Source organism: Rhodobacter viridis, from assembly GCF_003217355.1.
Classification (GTDB): domain Bacteria; phylum Pseudomonadota; class Alphaproteobacteria; order Rhodobacterales; family Rhodobacteraceae; genus Rhodobacter; species Rhodobacter viridis.
The window spans coordinates 65,772-91,285 of record NZ_QJTK01000008.1; the positions used below are offsets into that span (position 1 = coordinate 65,772).

At 67.0% G+C, this 25,514-nt stretch carries 20 protein-coding genes and 2 tRNA genes; 10 read left to right on the plus strand and 12 right to left on the minus strand.

Annotation, left to right across the window (positions count from 1 at the left end; all coding sequences use genetic code 11):
• Nucleotides 1–8: 8 nt before the first annotated feature.
• Nucleotides 9–1,613 (minus strand): D-alanyl-D-alanine carboxypeptidase family protein, encoded by a 1,605-nt coding sequence (locus C8J30_RS11410; RefSeq protein ID WP_181420860.1) that lies wholly within the window; start codon nucleotides 1,611–1,613, stop codon nucleotides 9–11.
• A 252-nt stretch (nucleotides 1,614–1,865) separates the two neighbouring features.
• Entirely contained in the window at nucleotides 1,866–2,576 is a 711-nt protein-coding gene (locus C8J30_RS11415) for an HAD family hydrolase (RefSeq protein WP_110805978.1), read from the minus strand.
• A 160-nt stretch (nucleotides 2,577–2,736) separates the two neighbouring features.
• Here C8J30_RS11415 and clpS point away from each other — a divergent pair, with 160 nt between their 5' ends.
• Both clpS and C8J30_RS11425 read left to right on the plus strand, forming a co-directional pair.
• Nucleotides 2,737–3,090, plus strand: coding sequence for an ATP-dependent Clp protease adapter ClpS (gene clpS / locus C8J30_RS11420; RefSeq protein ID WP_110805979.1), 354 nt, complete (start codon nucleotides 2,737–2,739; stop codon nucleotides 3,088–3,090).
• A 21-nt stretch (nucleotides 3,091–3,111) separates the two neighbouring features.
• Entirely contained in the window at nucleotides 3,112–4,173 is a 1,062-nt protein-coding gene (locus C8J30_RS11425; RefSeq protein ID WP_110805980.1) for a class I SAM-dependent methyltransferase, read from the plus strand.
• A 3-nt stretch (nucleotides 4,174–4,176) separates the two neighbouring features.
• On the opposite strand, the gene C8J30_RS11430 is transcribed toward C8J30_RS11425, so the two are convergent.
• Nucleotides 4,177–4,578 carry a hypothetical protein gene (locus tag C8J30_RS11430; protein WP_110805981.1) on the minus strand — a complete coding sequence of 134 codons (402 nt, stop codon included), beginning with the start codon at nucleotides 4,576–4,578 and terminating at the stop codon, nucleotides 4,177–4,179.
• Nucleotides 4,579–4,785: 207 nt separating this feature from the next.
• Between C8J30_RS11430 and C8J30_RS11435 the strand changes: the two genes are divergently transcribed.
• The gene (locus tag C8J30_RS11435) at nucleotides 4,786–6,804 is read left to right on the plus strand and encodes a DEAD/DEAH box helicase (protein WP_110805982.1); all 2,019 of its coding nucleotides are present in this window, start codon (nucleotides 4,786–4,788) and stop codon (nucleotides 6,802–6,804) included.
• A gap of 64 nt (nucleotides 6,805–6,868) precedes the next feature.
• Here the strand turns inward: C8J30_RS11435 and hemE are convergent, their stop codons facing one another.
• Nucleotides 6,869–7,903 carry a uroporphyrinogen decarboxylase gene (gene hemE / locus C8J30_RS11440; RefSeq protein ID WP_110805983.1) on the minus strand — a complete coding sequence of 345 codons (1,035 nt, stop codon included), beginning with the start codon at nucleotides 7,901–7,903 and terminating at the stop codon, nucleotides 6,869–6,871.
• Nucleotides 7,904–8,022: 119 nt separating this feature from the next.
• Here hemE and hemC point away from each other — a divergent pair, with 119 nt between their 5' ends.
• The 3 genes from hemC to C8J30_RS11455 all read left to right on the plus strand — a co-directional run bounded on the left by hemC (nucleotide 8,023) and on the right by C8J30_RS11455 (nucleotide 11,690).
• Nucleotides 8,023–8,967, plus strand: a complete 945-nt coding sequence (hemC, locus tag C8J30_RS11445; RefSeq protein ID WP_181420861.1) for a hydroxymethylbilane synthase — start codon at nucleotides 8,023–8,025, stop codon at nucleotides 8,965–8,967.
• Nucleotides 8,968–9,071: 104 nt separating this feature from the next.
• Complete coding sequence (locus tag C8J30_RS11450) at nucleotides 9,072–10,448, plus strand: FAD-binding oxidoreductase (RefSeq protein ID WP_110805985.1); 1,377 nt, start codon at nucleotides 9,072–9,074, stop codon at nucleotides 10,446–10,448.
• A gap of 39 nt (nucleotides 10,449–10,487) precedes the next feature.
• Nucleotides 10,488–11,690 (plus strand): MFS transporter, encoded by a 1,203-nt coding sequence (locus C8J30_RS11455; RefSeq protein ID WP_110805986.1) that lies wholly within the window; start codon nucleotides 10,488–10,490, stop codon nucleotides 11,688–11,690.
• A 38-nt stretch (nucleotides 11,691–11,728) separates the two neighbouring features.
• Here C8J30_RS11455 and C8J30_RS11460 read toward each other — a convergent pair whose 3' ends face one another.
• Nucleotides 11,729–12,388, minus strand: a complete 660-nt coding sequence (locus C8J30_RS11460) for an arylesterase (RefSeq protein ID WP_110805987.1) — start codon at nucleotides 12,386–12,388, stop codon at nucleotides 11,729–11,731.
• A 37-nt stretch (nucleotides 12,389–12,425) separates the two neighbouring features.
• Here C8J30_RS11460 and C8J30_RS11465 point away from each other — a divergent pair, with 37 nt between their 5' ends.
• Both C8J30_RS11465 and C8J30_RS11470 read left to right on the plus strand, forming a co-directional pair.
• A complete protein-coding gene (locus tag C8J30_RS11465) occupies nucleotides 12,426–13,094 on the plus strand; it encodes an ABC transporter ATP-binding protein (protein ID WP_110805988.1) in 669 nt (222 codons plus the stop codon).
• Nucleotides 13,091–15,598 (plus strand): ABC transporter permease, encoded by a 2,508-nt coding sequence (locus C8J30_RS11470; protein WP_110805989.1) that lies wholly within the window; start codon nucleotides 13,091–13,093, stop codon nucleotides 15,596–15,598. Before C8J30_RS11465 ends, C8J30_RS11470 begins: the two co-directional genes overlap by 4 nt.
• A gap of 54 nt (nucleotides 15,599–15,652) precedes the next feature.
• On the opposite strand, the gene C8J30_RS11475 is transcribed toward C8J30_RS11470, so the two are convergent.
• Nucleotides 15,653–16,123 carry a lytic transglycosylase domain-containing protein gene (locus C8J30_RS11475; protein WP_110805990.1) on the minus strand — a complete coding sequence of 157 codons (471 nt, stop codon included), beginning with the start codon at nucleotides 16,121–16,123 and terminating at the stop codon, nucleotides 15,653–15,655.
• A 110-nt stretch (nucleotides 16,124–16,233) separates the two neighbouring features.
• The gene (locus tag C8J30_RS11480; RefSeq protein WP_110805991.1) at nucleotides 16,234–18,654 is read right to left on the minus strand and encodes a heavy metal translocating P-type ATPase; all 2,421 of its coding nucleotides are present in this window, start codon (nucleotides 18,652–18,654) and stop codon (nucleotides 16,234–16,236) included.
• Between the two features lie 128 nt (nucleotides 18,655–18,782).
• Between C8J30_RS11480 and C8J30_RS11485 the strand changes: the two genes are divergently transcribed.
• The gene (locus C8J30_RS11485; protein ID WP_110805992.1) at nucleotides 18,783–18,992 is read left to right on the plus strand and encodes a YgaP family membrane protein; all 210 of its coding nucleotides are present in this window, start codon (nucleotides 18,783–18,785) and stop codon (nucleotides 18,990–18,992) included.
• 103 nt (nucleotides 18,993–19,095) lie between these two features.
• On the opposite strand, the gene hisH is transcribed toward C8J30_RS11485, so the two are convergent.
• From hisH to C8J30_RS11505, 4 genes are all read right to left on the minus strand, one after another.
• Complete coding sequence (gene hisH, locus C8J30_RS11490) at nucleotides 19,096–19,737, minus strand: imidazole glycerol phosphate synthase subunit HisH (RefSeq protein WP_110805993.1); 642 nt, start codon at nucleotides 19,735–19,737, stop codon at nucleotides 19,096–19,098.
• Complete coding sequence (hisB, locus tag C8J30_RS11495; RefSeq protein WP_110805994.1) at nucleotides 19,737–20,324, minus strand: imidazoleglycerol-phosphate dehydratase HisB; 588 nt, start codon at nucleotides 20,322–20,324, stop codon at nucleotides 19,737–19,739. The genes hisH and hisB overlap by 1 nt, the downstream gene beginning before the upstream one ends.
• A gap of 103 nt (nucleotides 20,325–20,427) precedes the next feature.
• Nucleotides 20,428–20,502: transfer RNA gene (locus C8J30_RS11500), tRNA-Gly, on the minus strand.
• 75 nt (nucleotides 20,503–20,577) lie between these two features.
• Nucleotides 20,578–20,652 (minus strand) — tRNA-Gly (locus C8J30_RS11505).
• A gap of 164 nt (nucleotides 20,653–20,816) precedes the next feature.
• On the opposite strand from C8J30_RS11505, the gene C8J30_RS11510 reads away from it, so the two are divergent.
• A complete protein-coding gene (locus tag C8J30_RS11510) occupies nucleotides 20,817–21,014 on the plus strand; it encodes a CsbD family protein (RefSeq protein ID WP_110805995.1) in 198 nt (65 codons plus the stop codon).
• Between the two features lie 1,025 nt (nucleotides 21,015–22,039).
• On the opposite strand, the gene C8J30_RS11515 is transcribed toward C8J30_RS11510, so the two are convergent.
• Nucleotides 22,040–25,474 (minus strand): pyruvate carboxylase, encoded by a 3,435-nt coding sequence (locus tag C8J30_RS11515; RefSeq protein ID WP_110805996.1) that lies wholly within the window; start codon nucleotides 25,472–25,474, stop codon nucleotides 22,040–22,042.
• Nucleotides 25,475–25,514: the final 40 nt, after the last annotated feature.

Consider the following 25,514-nt stretch of genomic DNA (forward strand, 5'->3'; position numbering starts at 1 on the left):
GGTCGGGCTTACTGCCCGATTACCGAGCAATCGACCGAGCGGGCGGCGAGACGGGCGCAGGCCAGATCGGCATCGCCGCGGGTCAGGCCGACGAAGAGCGCGTCATACCCGGCCTTGCGGGTCGCGACCTTGCGCAGGCCCTCGGCCAGCGCGGTGCTTTCCATCAGCGCGGTCTTCAGCAGCGCCTGTTCGGCGGCATATTGCGACGGATACTTGCCAAGGCTGATGCCCCAATTGCGCCCGCCCGACGACGACGCGCGGGCAACCACCTCGCGCTTGCCTTCCGGCATCGGGGCGGGGGGCGTCAGCGCGGCAAGGATCATCGTGTCATTGCGCGGCGCGGGGGCCGCGGTGCCCATCGCCAGCGTTTCCGGCTGCGCGGTCGCGGTCTGGATGAAGACCGGGCCCGAGGGATCGGTGTCGCCCTGCGCTTCGACGGTTTCGTCGACCGGCGCGGGCTCCATCATCGCCAGCGTTTCGGGCTGCGGCGCGGCGACCTGCACGAGATCCGCTGCGGCATCGGTCGCGGGCTTTTCGGCGGGTTTGCGCGCCGGTTCGGCTTCGGCCACTTGCACCGGGGCGGGCTCCGGCTCCGGGGCAGGGGCGGCGGCCGCGGGACGGGCCATCGGGCGCGGGCTGCGCTTGAGCCCGGCCTCCGAAGCATCGGCGATCAGATCGGGGGCGGCGGCGCGGCCCGAAACCGCGGCAGCGGCGGCGGCGGCCGTCGCGGCTTTCACCGCGGCTTCATCGTCATCTTCGTTTGCATCCGGTGCGGCATCGACCTGCGGCCCCGCAAGATCGCCGTCGGCATTCGCCAGCAATTGCGGTGGCGTCGGTTTCTTGCCGTTCACGTTTTCGGGCACACGCTCGAACCCAAGATCAAGCAGTTCCGCGATCTTCGAGTTGCGCGCGGCGGGCGAGGTGCCGCCGAAAACCGTGGCGATGATGCGCTTGTTGCCCCGCTGCGCCGAGGCGACAAGGTTGAAGCCTGCGGGCACGGTGTAGCCGGTCTTGATGCCGTCGGCGCCCTCGTAGGCGTCGAGGAAGCGGCGGTTGGTGTTCGCCACATGGGCGATCCCCGCATCCGCCGTCCGGCGCGAGAACAGGCTGTAATATTGCGGGAAATCGTAAAGCAGATGGCGGCCAAGCAGCGACATGTCATGCGCGGTCGACATGTGCCCCGCGCGGGTCAGGCCGTTGGCGTTCTTGAAGGTGGTGTTTTTCATGCCAAGCGCCTTGGCGGTGCGGTTCATCCGCGCCGCGAAATGCGCCTCGTCGCCGCCGAGGAAATCGCCGATGGCGGCGGCGGCGTCGTTGGCCGATTTGATCGCGGCGGCGCGGATCAGATAGCGCAGGGCGATCTTCTGCCCCGTGCGCAGACCCAGACGCGACGGCGGCTGGCCGGCGGCATTGGCCGAAACCGTCACCATCGTATCAAGGCTGACTTCACCCGACTCGATCGCCTGGAAGGTGATGTAGAGCGTCATCATCTTCGTCAGCGAAGCCGGGTGCAGTCGCGTATCCGCGTTCTTTTCGTAAAGAACCTCTCCGGTGCGGGCATCCATCACATATGCCGCAAACGGTGCCGCCCAAAGCGCCACCGGCATAAGCATCACGAATATCGCCAAAAGCCCCGAGCGGCCCCAGTGCGTCAGCCTGGTCACGATCACTGCCCTTACACTGCCTCTATTTGCCCCGTTGTGTTCAGGGGCTTGGCACAAGACTAGCACGCCTCTGCGACGGTGAAAACCGCGAAGATTCAAAGGCTTTTACTGCGGCCTTCGTGCCACGGGAAGCGATTCCGCATCAAGATGTTGTGTTGCGCCTGGGGTGCCTTGCCACGGCTTGTGGTTGCGAGGCGAATTTCAACCAAAGGAGGATGGATCGATCCGCGCCACCAGTTCTGCGAGTTGTGCCAGATCGGGCAATTCGGCGAAGCGCGGATGGCCCAGTGGGGCGGTGGCCTGTTCAAGCGCCCAGGTCATCTCATGCGGCACATGCACGCCCCAGCCCCCGGCCTCGAGCATCGGCAGCACGTCGGATTTCAGCGAATTTCCGACCATCAGCGCCTGATCGGCGCCGCTGCCGTGGCGGGCAAAGACCGTGCGATAGGTCTCGGCGCGCTTGTCCGACACGATCTCGATCGCGTCGAAAAGATCGCCAAGCCCCGATTGCGCCAGCTTGCGTTCCTGATCGAGCAGATCGCCCTTGGTCACCAGCACCAGCCGATAGCGGCCCGCCAGCGCCTCGACCGCCTCGCGGGCATGGGGCAGGATCTCGATCGGATGCGCCAGCATCTCGCGCCCGGCGGCGAGGATCTCGCCGATCACCGAGGCGGGCACGCGGCCCTCGGAAACCTCGATTGCGGTTTCGATCATCGAGAGGGTGAAGCCCTTGACGCCAAAGCCATAACTGCCGACGTTGCGACGTTCGGCGGCCAGTAGCCGCTCCTCCAGATGCGCGGTCTCGGCATGAGCGGCGAGCAGGTCGTGGAACCGCGCCTGGGTCATGCGAAAGAACCGCTCGTTGTGCCAGAGCGTGTCATCGGCATCGAAGCCGATCGTGGTCAGCGTCATCGGGTCTCTCCTCGGGGGCAACCTGCCGCGGGGGCGACCGATTGGCAAGAGCATCCGCACTGGCTTTTCTTGGCGCGCAATGTTCCTATATTGATCCTTGCGTTCACGATTCCCTGCGATCATGGACGCTTGATGTCGATTCGAGACCGGAGGACTGCCCGTGCTTCACCCCCTTTACCTCAGCGCCCACCGCGCCGGAGACGGCGAGGGTGATGGCGAGGGCGAAGCCGGCATCGCCGTCAAGACCGCGCCGAAGACGGCCCGGCCGCCGATGTACAAGGTCCTGCTGTTGAACGACGATTACACGCCGATGGAATTCGTCGTGCATATCCTCGAGCGCTTCTTCGGCATGAACCATGCGCAGGCGTTCGAGATCATGTTGACCGTGCACAAGAAGGGGCTCGCCGTCGTCGGCGTCTATTCCTTCGAGGTGGCCGAGACCAAAGTCTCGCAGGTGATGGATTTTTCGCGCCGTCACCAGCATCCGCTGCAATGCACCATGGAAAAGGAGTGAGGGGCGCGCCCCTCCGATCTGATGAGCCATCCTCGTCTTACGCTGGCGCTTGACGCGCCCGATGCGCTGCCGTCCGACGGGCGGATCGTCGTTTATCGCCCCACCGCCGACACCGATCTGAGCGATCTGCCGAAAGCCCGGCTGCAGCTGGTGCAGGGCTTCCGGCCCGATTACGAGGCGCTGGCGGCGCGCGGCTACGCCGTCGCGCCCGCGGCCGAGGGCAGTTTTGCCGCTGCCGTGGTCTTCGTGCCGCGCGCCAAGGCCGAGGCGCGGGCGCTTCTGGCCGAGGCCTCGGCGCGGGTCGTGCCCGGCGGGCCGATCTGGGTCGACGGGCTGAAGACCGATGGCATCGATTCCCTGCTGAAGGATCTGCGCGCGCTGGTGCCGATCTCGGACCCGATCGCCAAGGCGCATGGCAAGATCTTCGGCTTTGCCGCGGCACCCGGGGCGCTGGACGCCTGGGCCGCGAAACCGCAACAGCCCGCCCCCGGCTTCACCACGGCGCCGGGCGTGTTCTCGGCCGATGGCATCGATCGCGGTTCGGCGCTTTTGGCCGCCTGTCTGCCCGAGACCCTGCCCGCACGGGTGGTCGATCTGGGCGCGGGCTGGGGCTGGCTTGCGGCGCAGGTTCTGGCGCGCAAGGGGGTCGAGCAGGTCGATCTGGTCGAGGCCGAGCATTCTGCGCTCGAATGTTCGAAAATGAACATTTCCGACCCGCGTGCCCGCTTCCTTTGGGCCGATGCGACGAAGGTGAAGTTCGAAAATCGACCTTTGGCCGCGGTGATGAACCCGCCTTTCCACACCACGCGGAACGCCGATCCGGCGCTTGGCATCGCCTTCATCCGCGCGGCTGCGGGGCTTTTGTCGCTGTCGGGGACGCTCTGGATGGTGGCGAACCGGCATCTGCCCTATGAGGCGGTGCTGCGCGAGTGCTTCCACGAGGTCGAGGAAATCACCCCGCCCACCGGCCGCGATGGCGCCTTCCGCATCTTCCGGGCCGAGCGTCCGATTGCCCATGCGACGAAGCCCGCGAAAGCCGCGCCCGAGCCCGCCGGGCGTCGGGTGGTGCGCACGCGGCGCTGAGGCCTATTCTTCGGGATAGGCCGCCTTGCAGGCGCGGATCGCGGCATTGGCGGCGGGGGTCAGAGATTTGATCTTCGCCCGCAGCCCGTCGCGCTTGCGGCGTTCCGATTGCGGATCGATCGGCACTTCGCGGGTGCGGGTGACGGTGTAATCCTCAAGGCACATGCGCGGCTTCTGGATCACCGTGCCGTTCGGGCGGGTGATCACGTCCGAGCCGCATTGCTCCCACCGCGTCATCGGCACTTCGTATTCTTCATAGGCATAGCCGCGGTCAAGATTCCCCTGAACCTCTTCGAGCAACCGTTGCAGGTGGCGGATCTCGCGGGTTTCACGGTTGATGCATTGCTCCTGCGGCGTGCCGCAGGCGGCCAGAGCCAGAACACCGAATACGATCAGCTTGCGCATGGAACCCTCCGCTTTCGGGCATTCTTGCGCCGCCGGGGCGAAAACGCAACCGGGGCAGGGGGGCTCTGCCCCCCGGCTGCGCCGCCCCCCGAGATATTTGTGGCAAGGCAAAATGGGGTGGATATTTGTCATGACCCCAGAACGGGGCTTTCCTTTTAAGGGGATTGGGCGTATGGGCTGCGCTTTCTTCCCAGCGAAAGCCCCCCCATGACCGAGTTCCCCCATCTTCCCACGGCACTTGCCGAGGCCCTTGCCGCGCGGGGCTATGAAGCCCTGACGCCCGTTCAGGACGCGGTGACGCGCCCCGAGCTGGCCGGGCGGGACCTGCTGGTGTCGGCGCAGACGGGCTCGGGCAAGACCGTGGCCTTCGGTCTGGCGATCTCGGCAGAACTTCTGGGCGCGAACGGCATTTCGCCTTTCCCCGATCTGCCGCGGGCGCTGGTCGTGGCGCCGACGCGCGAGCTTGCCGTGCAGGTGAGCCGCGAGCTGAGCTGGCTTTACGAAAAGGCGGGGGCGGTGATCACCGGCGCCGTCGGCGGCATGGATGCGCGGGCCGAGCGTCGGGCGCTGGAACGCGGCGCGCATATCGTTGTCGGCACGCCGGGGCGGATCTGCGATCACATCCGTCGCGGCGCGCTCGATCTGTCGGCGCTGTCGGCGGTCGTGCTCGATGAAGCCGACGAGATGCTCGACATGGGCTTCCGCGAGGATCTGGAATTCATTCTGGAATCCGCACCCGAAACCCGTCGCACGCTGATGTTCTCGGCGACCGTGCCGCGCGAGATCGAGCGGCTGGCGCAGACCTTCCAGCGCGATGCGGAGCGGATCTCCACCGTGTCGGCGCGCGAAAGCCATGCCGATATCGAATACCGCGGCGTGCTGGTGGACCGGTCCGACCGCGAAAACGCCATCGTCAACCTGCTGCGTCTGCATGAGGCCGAACGCGCCATCGTGTTCTGCTCGACCCGGGCGGCGGTGACGCACCTGACCGGCAAGCTGCTGAACCGGGGCTTCTCGGTCGTGGCGCTGTCGGGGGAACTGACGCAGGACGAACGCTCGCGCGCGCTGCAGATGATGCGCGATGGCCGGGCGCGGGTCTGCATCGCGACCGATGTGGCCGCGCGCGGCATCGACCTGCCGGGGCTGGAATTGGTGATTCACGCCGATCTGCCGATGAACCGCGAGGGGCTGCTGCACCGCTCGGGCCGCACCGGCCGGGCCGGGCGCAAGGGGCTTTCGGCGATCGTCGTGCCGCTGAATGTCCGCGCCAAGGCCGAGCGTCTGCTGCGCGAGGCGCAGGTGGCCGTGACCTGGGAAGGGGCGCCGACGCCCGAGGATATTCTGGCCCGCGATCAGGAACGTCTTCTGACCGAACCGGCGCTGACCGAGCCCGCGACCGCCGAGGAATTCGACGCCATCGCCCGACTTCTGGAAACCCACGAGCCGAAGCAACTCGCCGCCGCCGTGCTGCGCCATTTCCGCGCCGCCCGCACCGCGCCCGAGGATGTGATCCCGGTCAGCGTGGGCGAGGGGCCGAAACCCCGCGCGCGCGAGGAGTTCGGGGCCGCGCGCTGGTATCGGCTCTCGATGGGGCACGACCAATGGGTCGATCCGAAATGGCTGTTGCCGATGCTGTGCCGCGCGGGCGATCTGACCCGGCGTGACATCGGGATGATCCGGGTGATGCAGGAAGAGACCTTCGTGCAGATCCATGAATCGATGGCCGACCGCTTCGAGGCGGGTCTGGGCGCCGATCGGGTGATGGAAGGCAAGTGCACGGTCCAGAATCTGCCGGGCATGCCCGAGGGGCTCGACCGTCCGGCGCCGCGTCCCGCGCGCTGGTCGAAGGATGGCGATCGCAAGCCCTACGAAAAGAAACCCTATGCGCCGCGCGGCAGCTATGGCGACAAGCCGGCGCCGAAGCCGCATCGCAAGGGTCCGCCGCGTGAAGAGGGCGCTGAGCGCACCGAGCGCGCGCCGCGCTTCGAAAAGGCCGAGCGCGCCGAGCGCGCCGAGCGTCCGGCCCATCCGGCGCGCAAACCTGCCGGGGACGCCGCCGCCGCGGCGCCGAAACCCCGCAAGGCCGCCCCCTGGGCGCGCGAAGGTGGCCATGGCGCCGCCGCGAAAGAGGGCAAACCGGCGCCGAAATACGGTGCGAAAAGCTTTGGCAAACCCGGTGCGAAGCCTGCGGGCAAGCCCGGTCCGAAGAAGCCGCGCAGCTTCTGAGATCAGATCTCCGGACAAGCAAAAGGGGGCCTCGCGGCCCCCTTTTTCGGTCGTTCTGACCGGATCAGCCCTTGCGGATGGTTTCCATCAGCAAGGTGACGTTTTCCGGATCGGCCTCGGGCGTGATGCCATGGCCGAGGTTGAAGATATGCGGCCCGTTCTTGAACGCGGCGACGACCTTTTGCGTCGCTTCGACAAGGGCTTGGCCGCCGGTCACCATGTAGGACGGGTCAAGGTTGCCCTGCACGCAGGTCTTGCCCTTCTGCACATTCGCCGCCGCCCAGTCGGGCGAGACCGAGTTGTCGATGGCGACGCAATCCGCGCCGGTCTTGTCGGCAAAGCCGATGTAGCCATTGCCCGCCTCGCGCGGGAAGGCGATGACCGGCAGGCCGGGGAAGCGGCGCTTCATCTCGGCGGTGATGATCCGGGCGGGTTCAACCGCGAAATCCTCGAAATCCTGCCCCTTGAGCGAACCGGCCCACGAGTCGAACAGCTTGATCACTTCGCAGCCCGCTTCGACCTGTTTCGACAGGTATTCGATCGTCGCCACGGTCACCGCGTCGATCAGCGCCGAAAACGCCGCGCGGTCGGTGTCCTTGAACTTGTGCGCGGCGGCCTGATCCTTCGAGCCGCGGCCCGCGATCATGTAGGTGGCCACGGTCCAGGGCATACCCGCAAAGCCGATGAAGGTGGTTTCCTTCGGCAGCTCGCGCGACAGGATCTTGCAGGTCTCGTAGACCGGGGCCAGCTTGTCGTGGATATCGTCCTTGCCCTTCAGGCCCTTGACGCCATCCATGCTCGTCACGGTCGACATCCGGGGGCCTTCCCCGGTTTCGAACCACAGATCGAGGCCAAGCGCCTGCGGCAGCAGCAGGATGTCGGCAAACAGGATCGCGGCGTCAAAGCCATAGCGGCGGATCGGCTGCAGCGTCACTTCGGCCGCAAGGTCCGGCGTATAGCACAGGCTCAGGAAATCGCCCGCCTGCGCGCGGGTCGCGCGGTATTCCGGCAGGTAGCGGCCCGCCTGCCGCATCAGCCACACCGGCGGCGTGGGAAGAGTTTCACCCTTGAGGGCGCGCAGGATCGTCTTGTCGGTCATTGGAGGGCCTCCTTCTTGATCCCTTAACAGCGTCCCCTGCGGCTGAATGTCAAGCGTTGTTGACACTTGTAAAGCTTGCGCGGGCAATCTGACGCGGTTATGCCAATCGCATGGAACAGATGCCCTCGCCCAACGCCCCGCTGAAGATCGGCACCCGCGGCAGCCCTCTGGCGCTCGCGCAAGCCTTTGAGACCCGCTCGCGGCTCATGGCCGCGTTCGATCTGCCCGAAGATGCCTTCGAGATCGTCGTGATCAAGACCTCGGGCGACAATGCGGCGCTGATCGCCGCCGACAAGCCTTTGAAAGAGGTGGGGGGCAAAGGCCTTTTCACCAAGGAAATCGAAGAGGCGATGCTGGCCGGTTCGATCGACATCGCCGTGCATTCGATGAAGGACATGCCGACGCTTCAGCCCGAGGGGCTGATCCTCGACTGCTACCTGCCGCGGGAAGACACCCGCGACGCCTTCGTTTCGATGAAATACAACTCGCTCGCCGAGCTGCCCGAGGGCGCGGTGGTGGGCACCTCCAGCTTGCGCCGTCGCGCGCAACTTGCCGCCCGTCGCCCTGACCTGAAAATGGTCGAATTCCGCGGCAACGTGCAGACGCGTATGAAGAAACTCGGTGAAGGCGTGGCCGATGCCACCTTCCTCGCGCTCGCCGGTCTGAACCGTCTGGGCATGTCCGAGGTCGCGAAATCGGCGATCGAGCCCGATGACATGCTGCCCGCCGTGGCGCAGGGCTGCATCGGGATCGAACGCCGCGAGGCCGACACCCGCGCGAAGATGCTGCTCGACGCGATCCACCACGCGCCCTCGGGGCTGCGTCTCGCCTGCGAACGCAGCTTCCTTCTGACGCTCGACGGGTCGTGCGAAACCCCGATCGCCGGTCTTTCGGTGCTCGAGGGCGATCAGATCTGGCTGCGCGGCGAGATCCTGCGTCCCGATGGCTCGGAAATGATCTCGGGCGAGATCCGCGGCGCCGCCGTTGATGGCGTGGCGCTTGGCGCGGAACTGGCCAAGCAACTGCTGGCCAAGGCTCCTGCGGATTTCTTCTGCTGGCGCTGAGCCTGTCGCGCCCGCGCAAAGGGCGTATTTTGGGCCAAGAAGAAACCCATCGCGTTTCTTCTTGGTGCAAATACGCAAAAGCGCGGCCTGAGCCGGGGGATCCGATGGATCTTCTTGACCGTCTGAGTGAAATTCTTGGCCCTGCGCAGGTTCTGCGCGGGGCAGATGCTTTGGCGCATGGCCGCGACTGGACCGGGCATTATGCCTGGGAGCCGATGGCTGTGGTCCGCCCCGGCACGACCGAGGAGGTGGCGGCGGTGCTGCGGCTCGCGCAGGAAACCGGCACGCCGGTCGTGCCCCTTGGCGGCAACACCGGGCTGAACGGCGGCACCTGCGCGCAGGGCGCGCTGATGCTGTCCTTGGCGCGGATGACCCGGATTCGCGATCTCAATCCCGCTGCGCGCACGGTGGTGGTGGAAGCCGGGGTGGTGCTCGAAACCCTGCACACGCTGGCCGCGCTGCAAGGGCTGGCCTTTCCGCTGACCTTTGGCGCCAAGGGCTCGGCGATGGTGGGGGGCTTTCTTTCGACCAATGCAGGCGGCTCGAATGTGCTGCGCTACGGCTCGGCCCGGGCTTTGTGTCTTGGGCTTGAGGTGGTGCTGGCCGACGGCCGGATCTGGAACGGCCTGACCGGGCTGCACAAGGACAACACCGGCTACGACCTGCGCGATCTGATGATCGGGGCCGAGGGGACCTTGGGCATCATCACCGCCGCCGTTCTGAAACTGGTGCCCGCGGCCACGGCTCATGCGACGGCGCTGGTCGGGCTCGACAGCCTTTCCGAGGCGCTGAAGCTTCTCAACACCGTGCAGGCGGGCACCGGCGGCGCGGTCGAGGCCTTCGAATTCATGCCCGACCGTTACATGGCGCGGCTTGCGCGGCTGAAACCGGCGCTCGCCTGCCCCTATGCCCCCCGCCCGGTCAATGTGCTGATCGAGACCGGCACGACCGTGCCCGGCGCCGATCCGATCGGGGCGCTCGAAGAACTGCTCGCGGGCGCGATGGACGCCAATCATGTGACCGAGGCGGTGATCGCCCAATCCGCCGCGCAGCGCCGCAAGCTGTGGGAGATGCGCGAATCGGCGGCCGAGATCACCTTCACCACGCCCGATATCGTCGATTGCGATATTGCCCTGCCGCTCGACCGTCTTGAGACCTTCCTTGCCCGGATGACGCCCGCGCTGGCCGCGCTGGACCCCGGCGCCGAGGAGCTGGTGATCGCGCATCTGGGCGACGGCAACATCCATTACACGGCCTATCCCTCGCGCTCGGACCCCGACTTGGCGCAGGCGATCCGCGCGAAGGTGAGTGCCGAGGCGGTCAATTTGGGCGGCAGTTTCTCAGCCGAGCATGGCGTCGGCATTTCGAAACGCGCGACGATGGCCGCGCACAAGGACCCGGTGGCGCTGGCGATGATGGCCGCGATCAAGGCGGCGCTGGACCCCAAGGGCATCCTGAACCCCGGCAAGGTGCTGCCGTAAGGGCTTGAGAATCGCGTCTGCCGGGCGCATCAGGCGGCCATGTCCCTTGCCGCCCCTTTCCGCCCGATCCTGCGCGACCGCACGCTGATGCTGGCCGCCTGCCTGCTTGTTCTTTTCGGCGCCCATGCGGCGACGATCGCGCCCTATGTGTCTTCGCTCGCCGTCAAGGTCTTCGGCCTCTCGGACCGGGCCTTCTCGGGCTTGCTGATCGCGGCCTCGCTCGTCGCCGTCGCCACTTCGGTCGGGTTTGGCATCCTTGCCGATCAACGCGCCAACCGCCGCGTCATTGCCCTTGCCACGGTGACCGCGCTCACGGTCGGCACCGCGCTGATGGCGTTCGCCCCGGCGACGCCTGTCTTCGTGCTGGCCCATGCGCTGTTGCTGCCGATCTCGGGGGCGATCTTCGGACAGATCTTCGCGCTGGCCCGCCTTGCCGCCTCGATGCAGCCCGAGGCCGACCGCCCCGCCGTCCTCTCCACCCTGCGCGCGCTTTTCGCGCTGCCCTGGGTCATCGTGCTGCCGATCTGGTCGGTGGTGTTTCAGGGCGCGACGCCGCTCACTGCGGTCTATCCGGTCTGCCTCGTGCTCGCAGTTCTGATGCTGGCGCTCACCCTCCGGCTCTGGCCTCGCGATGGCGCAACCCATTGGGAAGACGTGCCTTCGGGCCTGTCGTTCCGCGAGGCTCTCTCCGAAATCGCCCATCCGCAGGTGCTGATCCGCGTGCTGGCGCTTGGCACGATCAACGGCGCGGTGATGCTTTACATGGTCGTCGTCGGTCTGGTCTTCGCCGCGATCCCCTTTCGCGGCGCCTCCGACACGGCGCTTTATGCAGGCATCATGGCGGGGCTCGAAGTGCCCTTCATGCTGGCGCTGCCCTTCGTCATCGGCAAGATCCGCCAGACATGGCTGATCGCACTGGGCACGCTTCTCTACGCGATCCACCTTGCGGGCATCCCGCTTCTGGCCGAGACCCCCGCCGTCTGGGCCCTGACCCTTTCCGGCGCGATCGGCGGCGCCATCGTGCTGACCCAGCCGATGGCCTATCTGCAAGAGCTGATGGCCGAGCGCCCGGGCGCGGGCGCCTCGCTCATGGCGCTGCAAAAACTCGCCGGAGACGCCTTTTCCGCCGCCTGCTTCGCCCTTGGCACCGCAATCGGCGGCTACGGTCTTGCCGCCTTCCTCGGCGCCGCACTCTCGCTCATCGGCGCGACGCTCCTGATCGCCCTCGACCGCCGCCGCTGATTTCTTCTTGGCGCAAATACGCCCTTGCCGCCGAAGGCTCAGGGCGCAGGTTTCACCCGGTCAAGCAACTCCAGAACCTTCGGCCCCAAGGCGCCCACGACCAGCCCCACCCCTTTGGCCGAGGGGTGGATGTTGTCGCCCTGCATCAACCCTTGCGCCGCGCGTTCCTCGGGCGTCTTCGCGGCGATGGGCGCGAGCAGATCGGGCACGACGACCGCGCCATATTTCGCCCCAAGCTCGGGCCAGATCGCCTCATAGCCCGCCTGCCAGTCCGGCCCGTAATTGCCCGGTGCCTTCAGCCCGACCAAAGCCACCGGTAGCCCCCGCGCTTTCACCTCGGCGAGCATCGCGTCGAGATTGTCCCGCGCCTGCGCCGGCGGCTGACCGCGCAGCATGTCATTGCCGCCAAGCGCGATCATCACCGCATCGACCTCGGGCGTCAGCGACCAGCCCAGCCGCGCCCGCCCGCCCGAGGTGGTGTCGCCCGACACCCCGGCATTGATCACCGTCACCTCGGCGCCCCGCGCCTTGAGCCAGGTTTCAAGCTGCGGCACCAGCCCCTGACCCTGCTCGAGCCCGTAACCCTGGGTCAGACTGTCGCCCACGGCGAGCAGCGTCACCGGCTCGGCCGAGGCCGAACCGCCGATCACAAGCGCGAAAATCCCGGCAAGCCCCGCCTTGCCCAGGCGCCCCCGCACCCCATATCCGCTTGAACGCTTTTGAAAACAGGCCCGCATGACCGACATCGTTCTCTCCCTTTCCGACGCGCGACTGACCCTGGCCGGAAATGCCGGTCCCGTCGAGATCCTGCATTCGATCACGCTCGACATCGCGCGCGGGGAAAGCGTGGGGCTCGTGGGGCCGTCGGGGTCCGGCAAGTCGTCGCTCCTGATGCTGATGGGCGGGCTCGAACGCGCCTCCGGGGGCAAGGTCATGGCGCTTGGCCGCGATCTGACCGCGATGGGCGAGGATGATCTGGCCCGCTTCCGCAGGGGCAATATGGGGATCGTGTTCCAGTCTTTCCACCTCGTGCCGACGATGACCGCGCTTGAAAACGTCGCACTGCCCTTGCAGATCGCGGGCGTGAAAGACGCGATCCCGCGCGCCGAGGCGGAACTGGCCCGTGTCGGTCTCGGCCATCGGCGCGGCCATTATCCGTCGGAAATGTCGGGCGGCGAGCAGCAGCGCGTGGCGCTGGCCCGCGCCGTGGCCCCGCGTCCGGCGATCCTGCTGGCCGATGAGCCGACGGGCAATCTGGATGCTGCGAATGGGGCGGCGATCATCGAGCTTCTGTTCAACCTGCAGGCCGAGACCGGGGCGACGCTGGTGCTGGTGACCCATGCCCCCGATCTGGCGGCGCGCTGTGCGCGGCTGGTGCGGCTCGCGGACGGGCGGCTCGCATGAGGCTCGCGCTCTCCATCGCCCGGGCGGAATTGCGTAGCGGGATCAAGGGGTTTCGGATCTTTCTTCTATGCCTGATGCTCGGTGTCGCGGCCATTGCCGCCGTCGGTCTGGTGCGCGAGGCGATCCGGCAGGGCCTGTCCGATCAGGGCGCGGTGCTTCTGGGCGGGCAGGCGCAGCTCGAGTTCACCTATCGTCGCGCCACCGCGCCCGAGCGTGACTGGATCGTCGCGCGGGCGGCCAAGCTCTCGGAGGTGGTCGAGCTGCGCTCGATGGCGAGCACGGGCGATGGCACCGAGACCGCGCTGACGCAATTGAAGGGGGTTGATGCGAATTGGCCTTTGGTCGGGCAGGTCACGCTCGATCCGCCGGTGGGCGTGCAGGCGCTGGCGGGGCAGGGCGGGCTGCCGGGCGCGTTCCTTGACCCGGTGTTGGCTGACCGACTGGCCTTGAAACCGGGCGACCGGTTCCGGCTCGGCGGGCAGGACTTCGTGCTGATGGCGCGGCTTGTGAGCGAGCCTGACGCGGGCAGCGCGGGCATGGCTTTCGGTGCGCGCTCGATCGTGGCACTTTCGGCGCTCGAGCGCACGCCGCTTCTTGACCCCGGTTCGCTTTACGAAACGCGATACCGCCTGACCCTGCCCGAGGGGCAAACCCTGCCCGTGCTCAAATCCGCGGCATTGCAGCGGTTCGAGGGCGCGGGGATGCGCTGGAAGGATGAACGCAAGGCCTCGCCCTCGATCGAGCGGTTCACCGATCAGCTCGGATCTTTCCTGGTGCTGGTGGGGCTCGCGGGGCTCGCGGTGGGGGGCGTCGGCATTTTTGCGACGGTGCAGGCCTGGATCGCGCGCAAGGCCGCGACGATCGCGACGCTGCGCGCGCTTGGCGCCTCGGGAGCGACGATCCGCGGCGCGTTCCTGATCCAGCTCGCGGCGCTGACGACGCTGGGCGTTACGGCGGGGCTTCTCCTCGCCTCGGCGCTGGTTCTGGCCGCGCAAGGCCCGATTGCCGCCGCGATGCCGGTGCCGGTCGAGGTCACCCTCTCTGCTCGCCCGCTGATCGAGGCTGCCGTTTACGGCGCGCTGACGGCCGCGATCTTCGCGCTTTGGCCGCTCGCGCAGCTGTCCGAGTTGCGCGCTGCCACCCTGTACCGCGAGGCGCAGGGGCCGCGCCGCGGTCTGCCCGGCTGGCGGATGCTCGCGGTGATCGGTGGGCTGACGGCGGCGCTTCTGGGCGCGGCGGTGGCCTTTTCGGGTCTGCCCGCGCTGACGCTTGGCACTTTGGGCGGTGTGGTGGGGGCGCTCGTCCTGCTTGCCTTGGCGGCGGCGGGCATCCGGCGTCTTGCGTGCCGCATCGGGCCGCGCACGGCCCGGTTCCCGGCGCTGCATGCGGCGCTGGCCGCGATCGGCGCCGCGCGCTCCGAGGCGACGGCAGTCATTCTGGCGCTGGGGCTTGGGCTTTCGGTGCTGGCGGCTGTCGGTCAGGTCGAAAGCGGGCTGCGCGGGGCGATTGCGAAAGACCTGCCGAAGCTGGCCCCGGCCTTCTTCCTGATGGACATTCCCCCGCCCGAACGCGACGCGCTGGTCGCCCGGATGCACGATTTTGCGGGCGTTTCCCGCGTCGATACCGTGCCGATGCTGCGCGGCGTCCTGACGAAGATCAACGGGCAAGACGCGCGCAAGGTCGCGGGCGATCATTGGGTCGTGCGCGGCGATCGCGGCGTCACCTTTGCCGAGAGCCCGCGCGAAAAGCTGACCGCCGGGCAGTGGTGGCCAAAGGATTATGCCGGGCCGCCGTTGGTCTCGGTTTCTGCCAAGGAGGGGGCGGAACTGGGGCTGAAGCTTGGCGACAAGCTCACCGTCAACATCCTTGGCCGCGATATCGAAGCGGACATCGCCTCGTTCCGCGATGTGGATTTCTCGACGATGGGGATCGGCTTCGTGCTGACCTTTTCGCCCAATGCGCTGGCGGGGGCACCCCATACCGAACTGGCGACGATCTACGCGCCGCCAACCGACGAGGCGCCGATCCTGCGCGCGCTGGCGCATGATTTCCCGACCGTGACCGCCGTTCCCGTGCGCGAGGCGATGGGGCGGGTGAGCGATGCGCTGGCCTCGATCGCGCAGGCGGTGGCGCTGGCGGCCTCGGTCACGCTGGTGACGGGCTTCACCGTGCTTCTGGGCGCGGCCGCCGCGGGCGAAGAAGCCCGCGCGCGCGAGGCGGCGCTTCTGAAAACCCTTGGCGCCACGCGGGGGATGATCCTGCGCTCCTTCGCGCTGCGGGCGGCGCTTCTGGGCGCGGCCTCGGGTGCGATTGCGGTGGGCGTGGGGGCGCTTGCCGGTTGGGCGGTGCTGCGCTTCGTGATGGAGGCCAGCTTCCGCTTCGACCCGCTCTCGGCCGCGCTGATCGTTGCGGGCGGCATGGCGGCGGTTCTGGCGGCAGGCACGCTTTTCGCGCTTCGCCCGCTGTCCCTGCGCCCCGCGCGCGTGCTGCGGGCGCTTGAATGAAAGGAAAACCCCGCCGGGATCAGCGGCGAGGTTTTTCAATCTGAGGATCGAAGATCAGGCGGTCAGGCCAGCTTCGTCCAGAATGCCGCGGCGCTTGGCTTCGTAGTAATAGCCCTTCGAATACCACGACACCGCGCGGCTTTCGCTGCCATCGGCGCACATCCAGGCGCCGCGCAGATATTTCACGCCGTATTTCAGGTTCGTATCCGCATCGAGCAGATCCGAGGGGGCGCCCGCAAAGCCCATCGTGCTTGCGGTGCGCGGATCGATCTGCATCAGACCGTAATAGCTGCGGTTGCGCGCCCGCGGATTGTAGCCGCTTTCGCGCTGAACGATGCGGTGCACAAGGCTGCGCGGCACCTCGTAGTGATCAGCCCAATGGTTGATCTTCGCCCGCATCTCGGGGCTTTCGCCCGGTTTCAGAAGCCCTTCGGGCGGGTTCTTCGAGGATTGACGGCCTGCACCGCAGGCAGACAGCGCCAAAGTGGCACCCAGGCTCAGAAGCAGGGATCGGCGGGACAGCATGTGGCCTCCAGTCGCTCACGGATTCATTTCAGCCCTGATACCGGGGCGTGATCCCTGCGGCAAAGGAATTTTCCACGCCGCGGCGACAATGGGCGGAGCCTTGCCGATGCTCAGGCTGCGGCGCGGCGCAACCTGAGTGCGTTGGTGACGACGAAGACCGAAGAAAGCGACATTGCGGCGGCGGCGAGCATGGGCGAAAGGCCGGGTCCGCCGAAGGGCACAAGCACGCCCATCGCGACCGGGATCAGTGCCGTGTTGTAGGCAAAAGCCCAGAACAGGTTCTGCCGAATGTTGCGCATCACCGCGCGGGAAAGCTGAACCGCGCGTGCCGCGCCGCGCGGATCGGCGCCGACGATCACCACATCGGCCGCCTCGATCGCGACATCGGTGCCGGAGCCGAGCGCCAACCCGACATCGGCCGCCGCAAGGGCAGGGGCGTCGTTGATGCCATCGCCGACGAAGGCCACGGCGCCGGTGTTCTTCATCGCGCTCAGCGCCGCGACCTTGCCCGCGGGCAGCACGCCTGCGATGACGCGCGAGATGCCCAGTTGCCGACCGACCGCCTCGGCCGTGGCGGCGACATCGCCCGAGATCATCGCGACGGCGATGCCTTCACGCTCCAAGGCGGCAACGGCCTCGGCGGCATGGGGTTTCGGCGGATCGGCCAGCGCCAGAACCGCAACCGGGGTGCCATCAAGCGCGACCAGAACCGGGGTCTTGCCGTCTTGCGCAAAGGCCTCGGCCTGAGCGGCGAGCGGGGCGGGGTTGATACCGGCCTCGGCGAGCGCCGCGGCATTGCCCAAAAGGATCTGGCGTCCCTCGACCTCGGCCGAAAGCCCACGGCCGGGCGTTGCCACCACCTTGCGGGCGCGGGCGGGCGGCAAGCCCTGCGCCTCGGCCGCTTGCACGACGGCGCGGGCAAGGGGGTGTTCGGACCGCGCCTCGGCCCCGGCGGCAAGGCGCAAGAGGTCGGCCTCGGTGGGACCCGGGACAAGGAACAGATCGGTTAGCGCCGGGCGCCCCTCGGTCAGCGTGCCGGTCTTGTCGAAGGCGAGTGTCTTCACCTCGGCCAGGCGTTGCAGCGCATCGCCGCGCCGGAAGAGCAGGCCAAGCTCGGCCCCGCGCCCGGTGCCCACAAGGATCGAGACCGGCGTCGCCAGCCCCATCGCGCAGGGGCAAGCGATGATCATCACCGAAATCGCGGCGACGAGCGACGGTGCCAACCCCTGTCCCAGCGCGAACCACAGCGCAAAGGTCAGGGTGGAAAGCGCCATCACCACCGGCACGAAGACCCGGGTGACGCGATCGACGAGCGCCTGCACCGGCAGTTTCTGCCCCTGCGCCGCCTCGACCAGCGCGATGATGCGCGAGAGCACCGTATCCGCCCCGGTCGCCGTGACGCGGTAAACCAGCGCCGAGGTGCCGTTCACCGTGCCCCCGGTGACCGGCTGGCCCGGGGTTTTCTCGACCGGCACGGGCTCGCCGGTCAGCATGCTTTCGTCCACGAAACCATGGCCTTCGGTGACGATCCCATCCACGGCAACGCGCCCGCCCGGGGTCAGTTCGACCAGATCGCCGGGGGCGAGTTCCTCGACCGCCAGCTCGACCACGCCGCCCGGCCGCTGCACCCGCGCCGTGGCGGGCCGCAGCGCGACAAGGCGCGAGATCGCCTCGCCCGCCTGTCCCTTCGCCCGCGCTTCGAGCCAGCGGCCGAGCAGGATCAGCGTCACGATCACCGCCGCCGCTTCGAAATAGACCTCGTCCGTGCCGGGGGGCAGGATCTGCGGGGCGAGCACGACCAGCGCCGAATAGCCCCAGGCGGCCAAGGCGCCAAGGGCGACGAGCGAGTTCATCTCGGGCGCAAGGCGGACCAGTGCGGGCAGGCCAAGGCGCAGGAAGACCCGGCCCGGGAAGGCCAGCACGAGCGTGGTGAAGACGAATTGCACCGCCCGCGTGACGTCTTCGCCAACGCGCATGGCCAGGATGTGGTGCAGCGGCGGATAAAGATGCGGCCCCATCGCCAGAAAGAACACCGGGGCGGTGAGCAGGGCCGAGACGAGGACCTGACGCTTCAGCCGCGCGGCCTCGGCCGCCTGCCGTTCGGCCACCGGCTTCGGCGCGGCCGTCGCGCTGATCACCCGGGCTTGCACCCCAAGGCCGCCGAGGATTCGCACCAGTTCCGACGGCGCCACCGTGCCTTGCGCATAGCTGACGCGGGCCATGCTCTCGGGGGCGATTTCGACCGAGAGCACGCCGGGCGTCGCCTGCAGGGCCGCTGCGACGGTCTCGGCATCCGCCGACGCCTCGAAGCCCAGACAGGTCTCGGCACTCGCAATCGGATAGCCCGCCCGCGCCAGCGCCTCGGCGAGACTGTCCGCCCGCGCCGGGGCCTCGAAGTCGACCCGGACCGCGCGGGCCATCAGATTGGCCGCCGCCGCGGTGACGCCCGCCTCGGCCAGCAACGCACGCTCGACCCGGCCGGTGCAGGCGCCGCAATGCATCCCCTCGACGATGAAGCTGGTGCTGGCCATGGCGCTCTCCCTTTGCCCTTCAGTTGCGCCGCCGCGCGGCAAGGTCAAGCGCTGAAATATTCGAGAACTTGAATTTGATGCGTGGCGATGCTATCTGTGGGGAAATCCACCGCAACCGGAGTTCCCCGATGACCCTCGACCGTGCCGTTCTTGTCTTTGCCGGGATCATGGTTCTGCTCAGCGTCGTGCTGACCTGGACCGTGTCGGTCTATTTCCTGTGGTTCACCGTTTTCATCGGCGTGAACCTGATTCAGTCGGCCTTCACCGGCTTCTGCCCCGCCGCCATCGTGCTTGGCAAACTCGGCTTTCCGGCCGGCTGCGCCTTCGAGGCGAAATAACCCCAAGGCCCGCCGCTCGGCTTTTTCTTGGATCAAATACGCCGGGGGTGCGGGGGCGGAGCCCCCGCCCGGGTCGCCTCGGCCAAAGCCGAGGCGAAATCTCTCACGGCTTCCAGCTCAGAAAATTCGAGATGATGCGCAGCCCGGTGCGCTGCGATTTTTCCGGGTGGAACTGCGTGCCCACGATGTTGTCGCGCCCGACGATCGCGGTGATCGCGCCCGCGTAATCCGCATGCGCCAGCCGGTGCGCGGGGTTTTCCACGACGAAATGATAGGAATGCACGAAATAGGCGTGATCGCCGGTCGCGATGCCGTCGAGCACCGGATGGGCGTGATCCAGCACCAGATCGTTCCAGCCCATATGCGGCACCTTCAGCGTGGCATCGGTCGGCGCGATCCGCACCACCTCGCCGCCGATCCAGCCGAACCCGGGTGTGGGCTCGAATTCCAGCCCGCGCGTCGCCAGCATCTGCATGCCGATGCAGATCCCCATGAAGGGCACGGCGCGGCGGGTCACCGCCTCGTCCACCGCCTCGAAAAGCCCGGTGTGGCGAATGAGCGCCGCGCGGCAGGACGGAAACGCCCCGTCGCCCGGCAGCACGATCCGGTCGGCGCGCGCCACCACATCGGGTTCCGAGGTGACGACAACCGTGCCATGGCCCGCCTCGCGCGCCATCCGTTCGAAGGCCTTCTGCGCGGAATGCAGGTTGCCGCTGTCGTAATCGACCAGAACCGTCAGGCTCATCAAAGCGCCCCTTTCGTCGAGGGCAGGGCGGTGCCCATGCGCGGATCGGTTTCGACGGCCATGCGCAGCGCGCGGGCAACGGCCTTGAAGGCGGCCTCTGCGATGTGGTGGCTGTTCACCCCATGCACGCGGTCGACATGCAGCGTGATCCCGCCATGCGTCGACAGCGCCTGAAAGAACTCGCGCACCAGTTCCGTGTCGAAGGTGCCGATCTTCTGCGTCGGCAGATCGCAGTTCCAAACAAGGAACGGCCGCGCCGACAGATCGAGCGCGCAGGCCACCTGCGCATCGTCCATCGCCAGAACGAAGTGCCCGTAGCGGCGGATGCCGCGCTTGTCGCCAAGCGCCGCGGTCAGCGCTTGGCCAAGCGCAATGCCCGTATCCTCGACCGTGTGGTGATCGTCGATATGCAGATCGCCCGTCGCCGAGATCGTCAGGTCGATCAGCGAATGCCGCGACAACTGGTCGAGCATGTGATCGAAGAAGCCCACGCCGGTGTGATTTTGATACACCCCGGTGCCGTCAAGGTTCACCGTCACCGAGATGTCGGTCTCGGCGGTCTTGCGCGTGATCGTGGCTGTCCGCATCGGCTGCTCCTGCTGGTTTCAGGGCCTTATAGGGCGGGCGGGCGCGGATGTTAAGCAGGAAGCGGAAAAGACGAAACCCTCCCCGAGGGGAGGGTTTTTCGTCTGGAGCGGGCGATGAGATTCGAACTCACGACCCTAACCTTGGCAAGGTTATGCTCTACCCCTGAGCTACGCCCGCATCCTTGGCGATGGCCTTGCGGCCGATGGTCTTCGGTCTTGCGACCTGGAGTGTGGTCTTGCGACCGGTTCCGATTGGAGCGGGCGATGAGATTCGAACTCACGACCCTAACCTTGGCAAGGTTATGCTCTACCCCTGAGCTACGCCCGCGCTGCCTTTCGGTGAGGGGGGATTTATGAAATCGCGCCGGGGGCTGCAAGAGGAAAATGCACGGGCGGACGAAAAACTGATGCCGGAACCGAAAGCGCCCTTGCGACGTTGGAAAGTCGGGTGCGGCGAAAGGGCCGCGCGCGTCGAACCAGGAGGAGTCTGCCATGAATACGGACATCATCGAAGGCAAGTGGAAAGAGATCAAGGGTGCGGTGCGTGCCAAATGGGGCGATCTGACCGATGACGAGGTCGAACAGGTCGCGGGCGAGCGCGAGCGTCTGGAAGGGCTCGTGCAGCAGAAATACGGCCGCACGAAGGAGGCGGCGCAGAAGGAAGTCGATGATTTCCTGTCGAAACTCTGACCCGGGACTGCCGAACCGGAGCCGGGGGCCATGGGCCCCCGGTTTCGGTCCGGCCGGGGGAGGGGGGCGCTGCCCCCCGTCCCTGCGGGACTCCCCCCGGGATATTTGAGGCAAGGTAAAGGGCATCGCGGCGTTGGTGTGACCGTGCCGCCAAGGCCGCGCGCAGAGCCCCTGTGCCGCAGTCCGCGATCAGGGTCTCGGCTTGCCGCGCCGGTGCGATGATTTCGCATCCTTTTCGCCGAGAGATTGCCATGCCCTGTTTGCGCCTGCCGCCGTTCTGTCCGGCTGTAGCCTTGCCGCGTCGATGGCGATGGCCGAGCGAGCCAATGTGACCCTCAGGGCTGCGGATTCCATCGGCGGCGCGACAGCGCGTCAGATCGGCTCCTCCACAATCGAGATGACGCTGACGATCCGCAATCCGACAGCGGAGCAGATCTGCATCTCCCCCGGCATCATCGACATGATGCGTCCGGTGACCAACGACGGTGAACATCACGTCATCTCCGGTGACGAGGGGCCGCGGGATTTCGCGTCCTCTGCCGCGGTCGTCGAGATGGTGCTCCGCGAGCGGCGGTCCCCCTTGGAGCATCAGCTTGCAGCCCGGTTCGCGGACCGCCCACTTGATCCTGCGCTGCAATTCAATCCGGGCGAGAGCTATGTTTTTACCCAGAGAATGACCTTCGGGCACTATGCGCTTTACCATGACGAGCGCGCCGACGGGGGGCTTTCCGCTGCGCCGAAAGGCTCCTATCTGCTTGTGATCGACAGAGTGCAGGTCTTCCGGTGCGACCGGATCACGCCCGGCTTGCGCAAAGGGCTGAAGGAGAGCTGGATCAAGGGTGGGCTCATGGTCGGACAACCCGCAATGTCGGAAACCAATCCGGATGGCGCTTGTTGGGTCTTCGAAGATGTCGTGATCGGCGCGCCGTTCCAGCTCGACATTGCGCCTCCGAAGTATCGTTTCTCCCAGGTGTTTCTGGACGTTCCCCAGCAAGGGCGGAAGGGGGGCAAGCCCCCCCTCCAGATCATTCCAGCTCGATCAGCAGATCTTTCGCGTCGATCTGCGCGCCCGGAGCCACATGCAGCGCCTTCACCGTCGCTTCGCGGTCGGCATGCAGGCCGGTTTCCATCTTCATCGCCTCGATCGTCAGCATCAGATCGCCCGGACGGACCTTCTGGCCGACCGTCACCGCCACCGCCGCGATCGAGCCCGGCATCGGCGCGCCGATATGGCCCGCATTCGCCGGATCGGCCTTGGGCTTCGCCTTCGTCGCGGCCTTGACCTGACGGTTCGGCACCCGCACCGCGCGCGGCTGGCCGTTCAGTTCAAAGAAGACCTTGGCGTCGCCCGTCTCGTCGGTCTCGCCCACGGTCTGCAGCCGGATTTCCAGCGTCTTGCCGGGGTCGATCTCGGCCGAGATTTCCGAGCCCGGGGCCATGCCGTAGAAGAAGACCGGCGTCGGCAGCGTGCGGACCGGGCCGTAGGTGCGATGGCGGCCCATATAGTCGAGGAAGACCTTGGGATACATCAGGTACCCCGCCAGATCCTCGTCATCGACGGAGCGGCCCTCCATCTCGGCCGAAAGCTTCGCCCGCACGGCTTCAAGATCGACCGGGGGCAGATGCTTGCCCGGACGTTCGGTCGAGGCAGTCTCGCCCTTCAGCACCTTCGCCACGATCGCCTCGGGCCAGCCACCGGGCGGTTGGCCAAGGTTGCCCTTCAGCATGTCCACCACCGAATCGGGGAAGGCCATGTCCTTGGCGGGGTTCAGCACGTCGTCCTTGGTCAGGTTCTGCGCCACCATCATCAGCGCCATGTCGCCCACGACTTTCGAGGACGGCGTGACCTTGACGATATCGCCGAAGATCTGGTTCGCATCGGCATAGGCCTGCGCGACCTCGTGCCAGCGTTCTTCAAGGCCAAGCGAGCGCGCCTGCGCCTTGAGGTTGGTGAACTGGCCGCCGGGCATTTCGTGCAGATAGACTTCGGACGCCGGGGCTTCGAGACCGCTTTCGAACGCCGCATATTGGTGGCGCACGCCTTCCCAGTAGTTCGACATCTCGCGGATGGCTGCGATATCAAGCCCGGTGTCGCGCTCGGTATGGGCCATCGCCTCGACGATCGAGCCAAGGCAGGGCTGCGAGGTGCCGCCCGAGAAGGCATCCATCGCCGCGTCGATCGCATCCACCCCGGCATCGGCCGCGGCCAGAACGGTGGCGCCTGCGATGCCGCTGGTGTCATGGGTGTGGAAGTGGATCGGCAGGCCGACCTCTTGCTTCAGTGCCGTCACCAGAGCGCGGGCGGCGGCGGGTTTCAGCAAGCCCGCCATGTCCTTGAGGCCCAGCACATGGGCGCCCGCGGCCTCCAGCTCCTTCGCCATGCCGACATAGTATTTCAGGTCGTATTTCGCCCTGTCGGGGTTCAGGATGTCGCCGGTGTAGCAGATCGTGCCTTCGCAGATCTTGTTGGCTTCAACGACCGCATCCATCGCGACGCGCATGTTCTCGACCCAGTTCAGGCTGTCGAAGACGCGGAAGACGTCCACGCCCGAGGTCGCGGCCTGACGCACGAAGAACTGCACCACATTGTCGGGGTAATTCGTGTAGCCGACCCCGTTCGAGGCGCGCAACAGCATCTGTGTCAGGATGTTGGGCATCCGGGTGCGGATGTCGCGCAGCCGCTGCCACGGGCATTCCTGCAAGAAGCGATAGGCGACGTCGAAGGTCGCGCCGCCCCAGCATTCGACCGAGAAAAGGCCGGACAGGTTCGAGGCATAGACCGGCGCCGCCTTGATCATGTCGATCGAGCGCATCCGGGTGGCGAGCAAGCTTTGATGGCCGTCGCGCATTGTCGTGTCGGTGATCAGGAGCTTTTTCTGATCCTTCATCCACTCGGCCACGGCTTTCGGGCCTTGCGCGTCGAGCATGTCGCGGGTGCCGGGCACGACCGCGCCGCGCAGGGCGGGCAGGCGCGGCGGCTTCGCCTCGGCATGGGGTTTCGGACGGCCCGCGGTCTCGGGGTGACCGTTCACCGAGATATCGGCGATATAGGTCAGGATCTTTGTCGCCCGGTCGCGGCGCTTCTTGAAGGCGAACAGATCCGGCGTCGTGTCGATGAACTTCGTCGTGTAGCTCATGTCGAGGAAGGTCGGATGCTTGAGCAGGTTGATGACGAAGTCGATGTTCGTCGAGACGCCGCGGATGCGGAATTCGCGCAAAGCGCGGTCCATCCGCTTGATCGCCTGATCGGGGGTCTGTGCCCAGGCGGTGACCTTGACGAGCAGAGAGTCATAATAGCGGGTTATCACGCCGCCCGCATAGGCCGTGCCGCCATCCAGACGAATGCCCATGCCGGTGGCCGAGCGGTAGGCGGTCAGGCGGCCGTAGTCGGGGATGAAGTTGTTCTGGGGATCTTCGGTGGTGACCCGGCATTGCAGCGCATGGCCCATCAGCTTGACATCGGCCTGCGATTTCACCCCGGTCGCCTCGGCCAGCGTCTCGCCTTCGGCGATGCGGATCTGGCTTTGCACGATGTCGATGCCGGTGACCTGCTCGGTCACGGTATGCTCGACCTGGACGCGCGGGTTCACCTCGATGAAGTAGAACTTCTGGCTGTCCATATCCATCAGGAATTCGACGGTGCCGGCGTTCTGATAGCCGACCGCATTGCCGATCTTCAGCGCCAGCGCGCAGACCTCGGCGCGTTGCTCTTCGGACAGATAGGGGGCGGGCGCGCGTTCGACGACCTTCTGGTTGCGGCGCTGCACGGTGCAGTCGCGCTCATAGAGGTGGTAAAGCCCGCCGTGGCTGTCGCCAAGCAACTGCACTTCGACGTGCCGGGCGCGCAGGATCATCTTTTCCAGATAGCCCTCGCCATTGCCGAAGGCGGCTTCGGCCTCGCGGCGGCCCTCGCGGACCTTTTCGACAAGCTCGTCAGGCCCAAGGATCGGACGCATGCCGCGCCCGCCGCCGCCCCAGCTGGCTTTCAGCATCAGGGGATAGCCGATCTCGGCGGCTTCGCGCTTGATCGCGTCGAAATCATCGCCCAGCACCTCGGTCGCCGGAATGACCGGCACGCCCGCCGCCATCGCGACCTTGCGCGCCGAGGCCTTGTCGCCAAGCGCGCGCATCGTCGCCGCTTTCGGGCCGATGAAGGTGATGCCCGCCTTGTCACAGGCTTCGACGAATTCGGGGTTTTCCGACAGGAGGCCATAGCCCGGATGGATCGCGTCGGCGCCCGACTCCTTGGCCACGCGGATGATCTCGTCGATCGACAGATAGGCGCCGACGGGCGAGAGCCCCGCGCCGATGCGGTAGGCCTCGTCGGATTTGAAACGGTGCAGGCTGAGCTTGTCTTCTTCGGCATAGACGGCGACCGTCTTCTTGCCGAGTTCGTTGGCCGCGCGCAGCACGCGGATGGCAATCTCGCCGCGGTTCGCGACCAGAATCTTTTCGAACATGTGAGGTCTCCCCGAAAACGCACCCCGCAGTGCGGGCGGT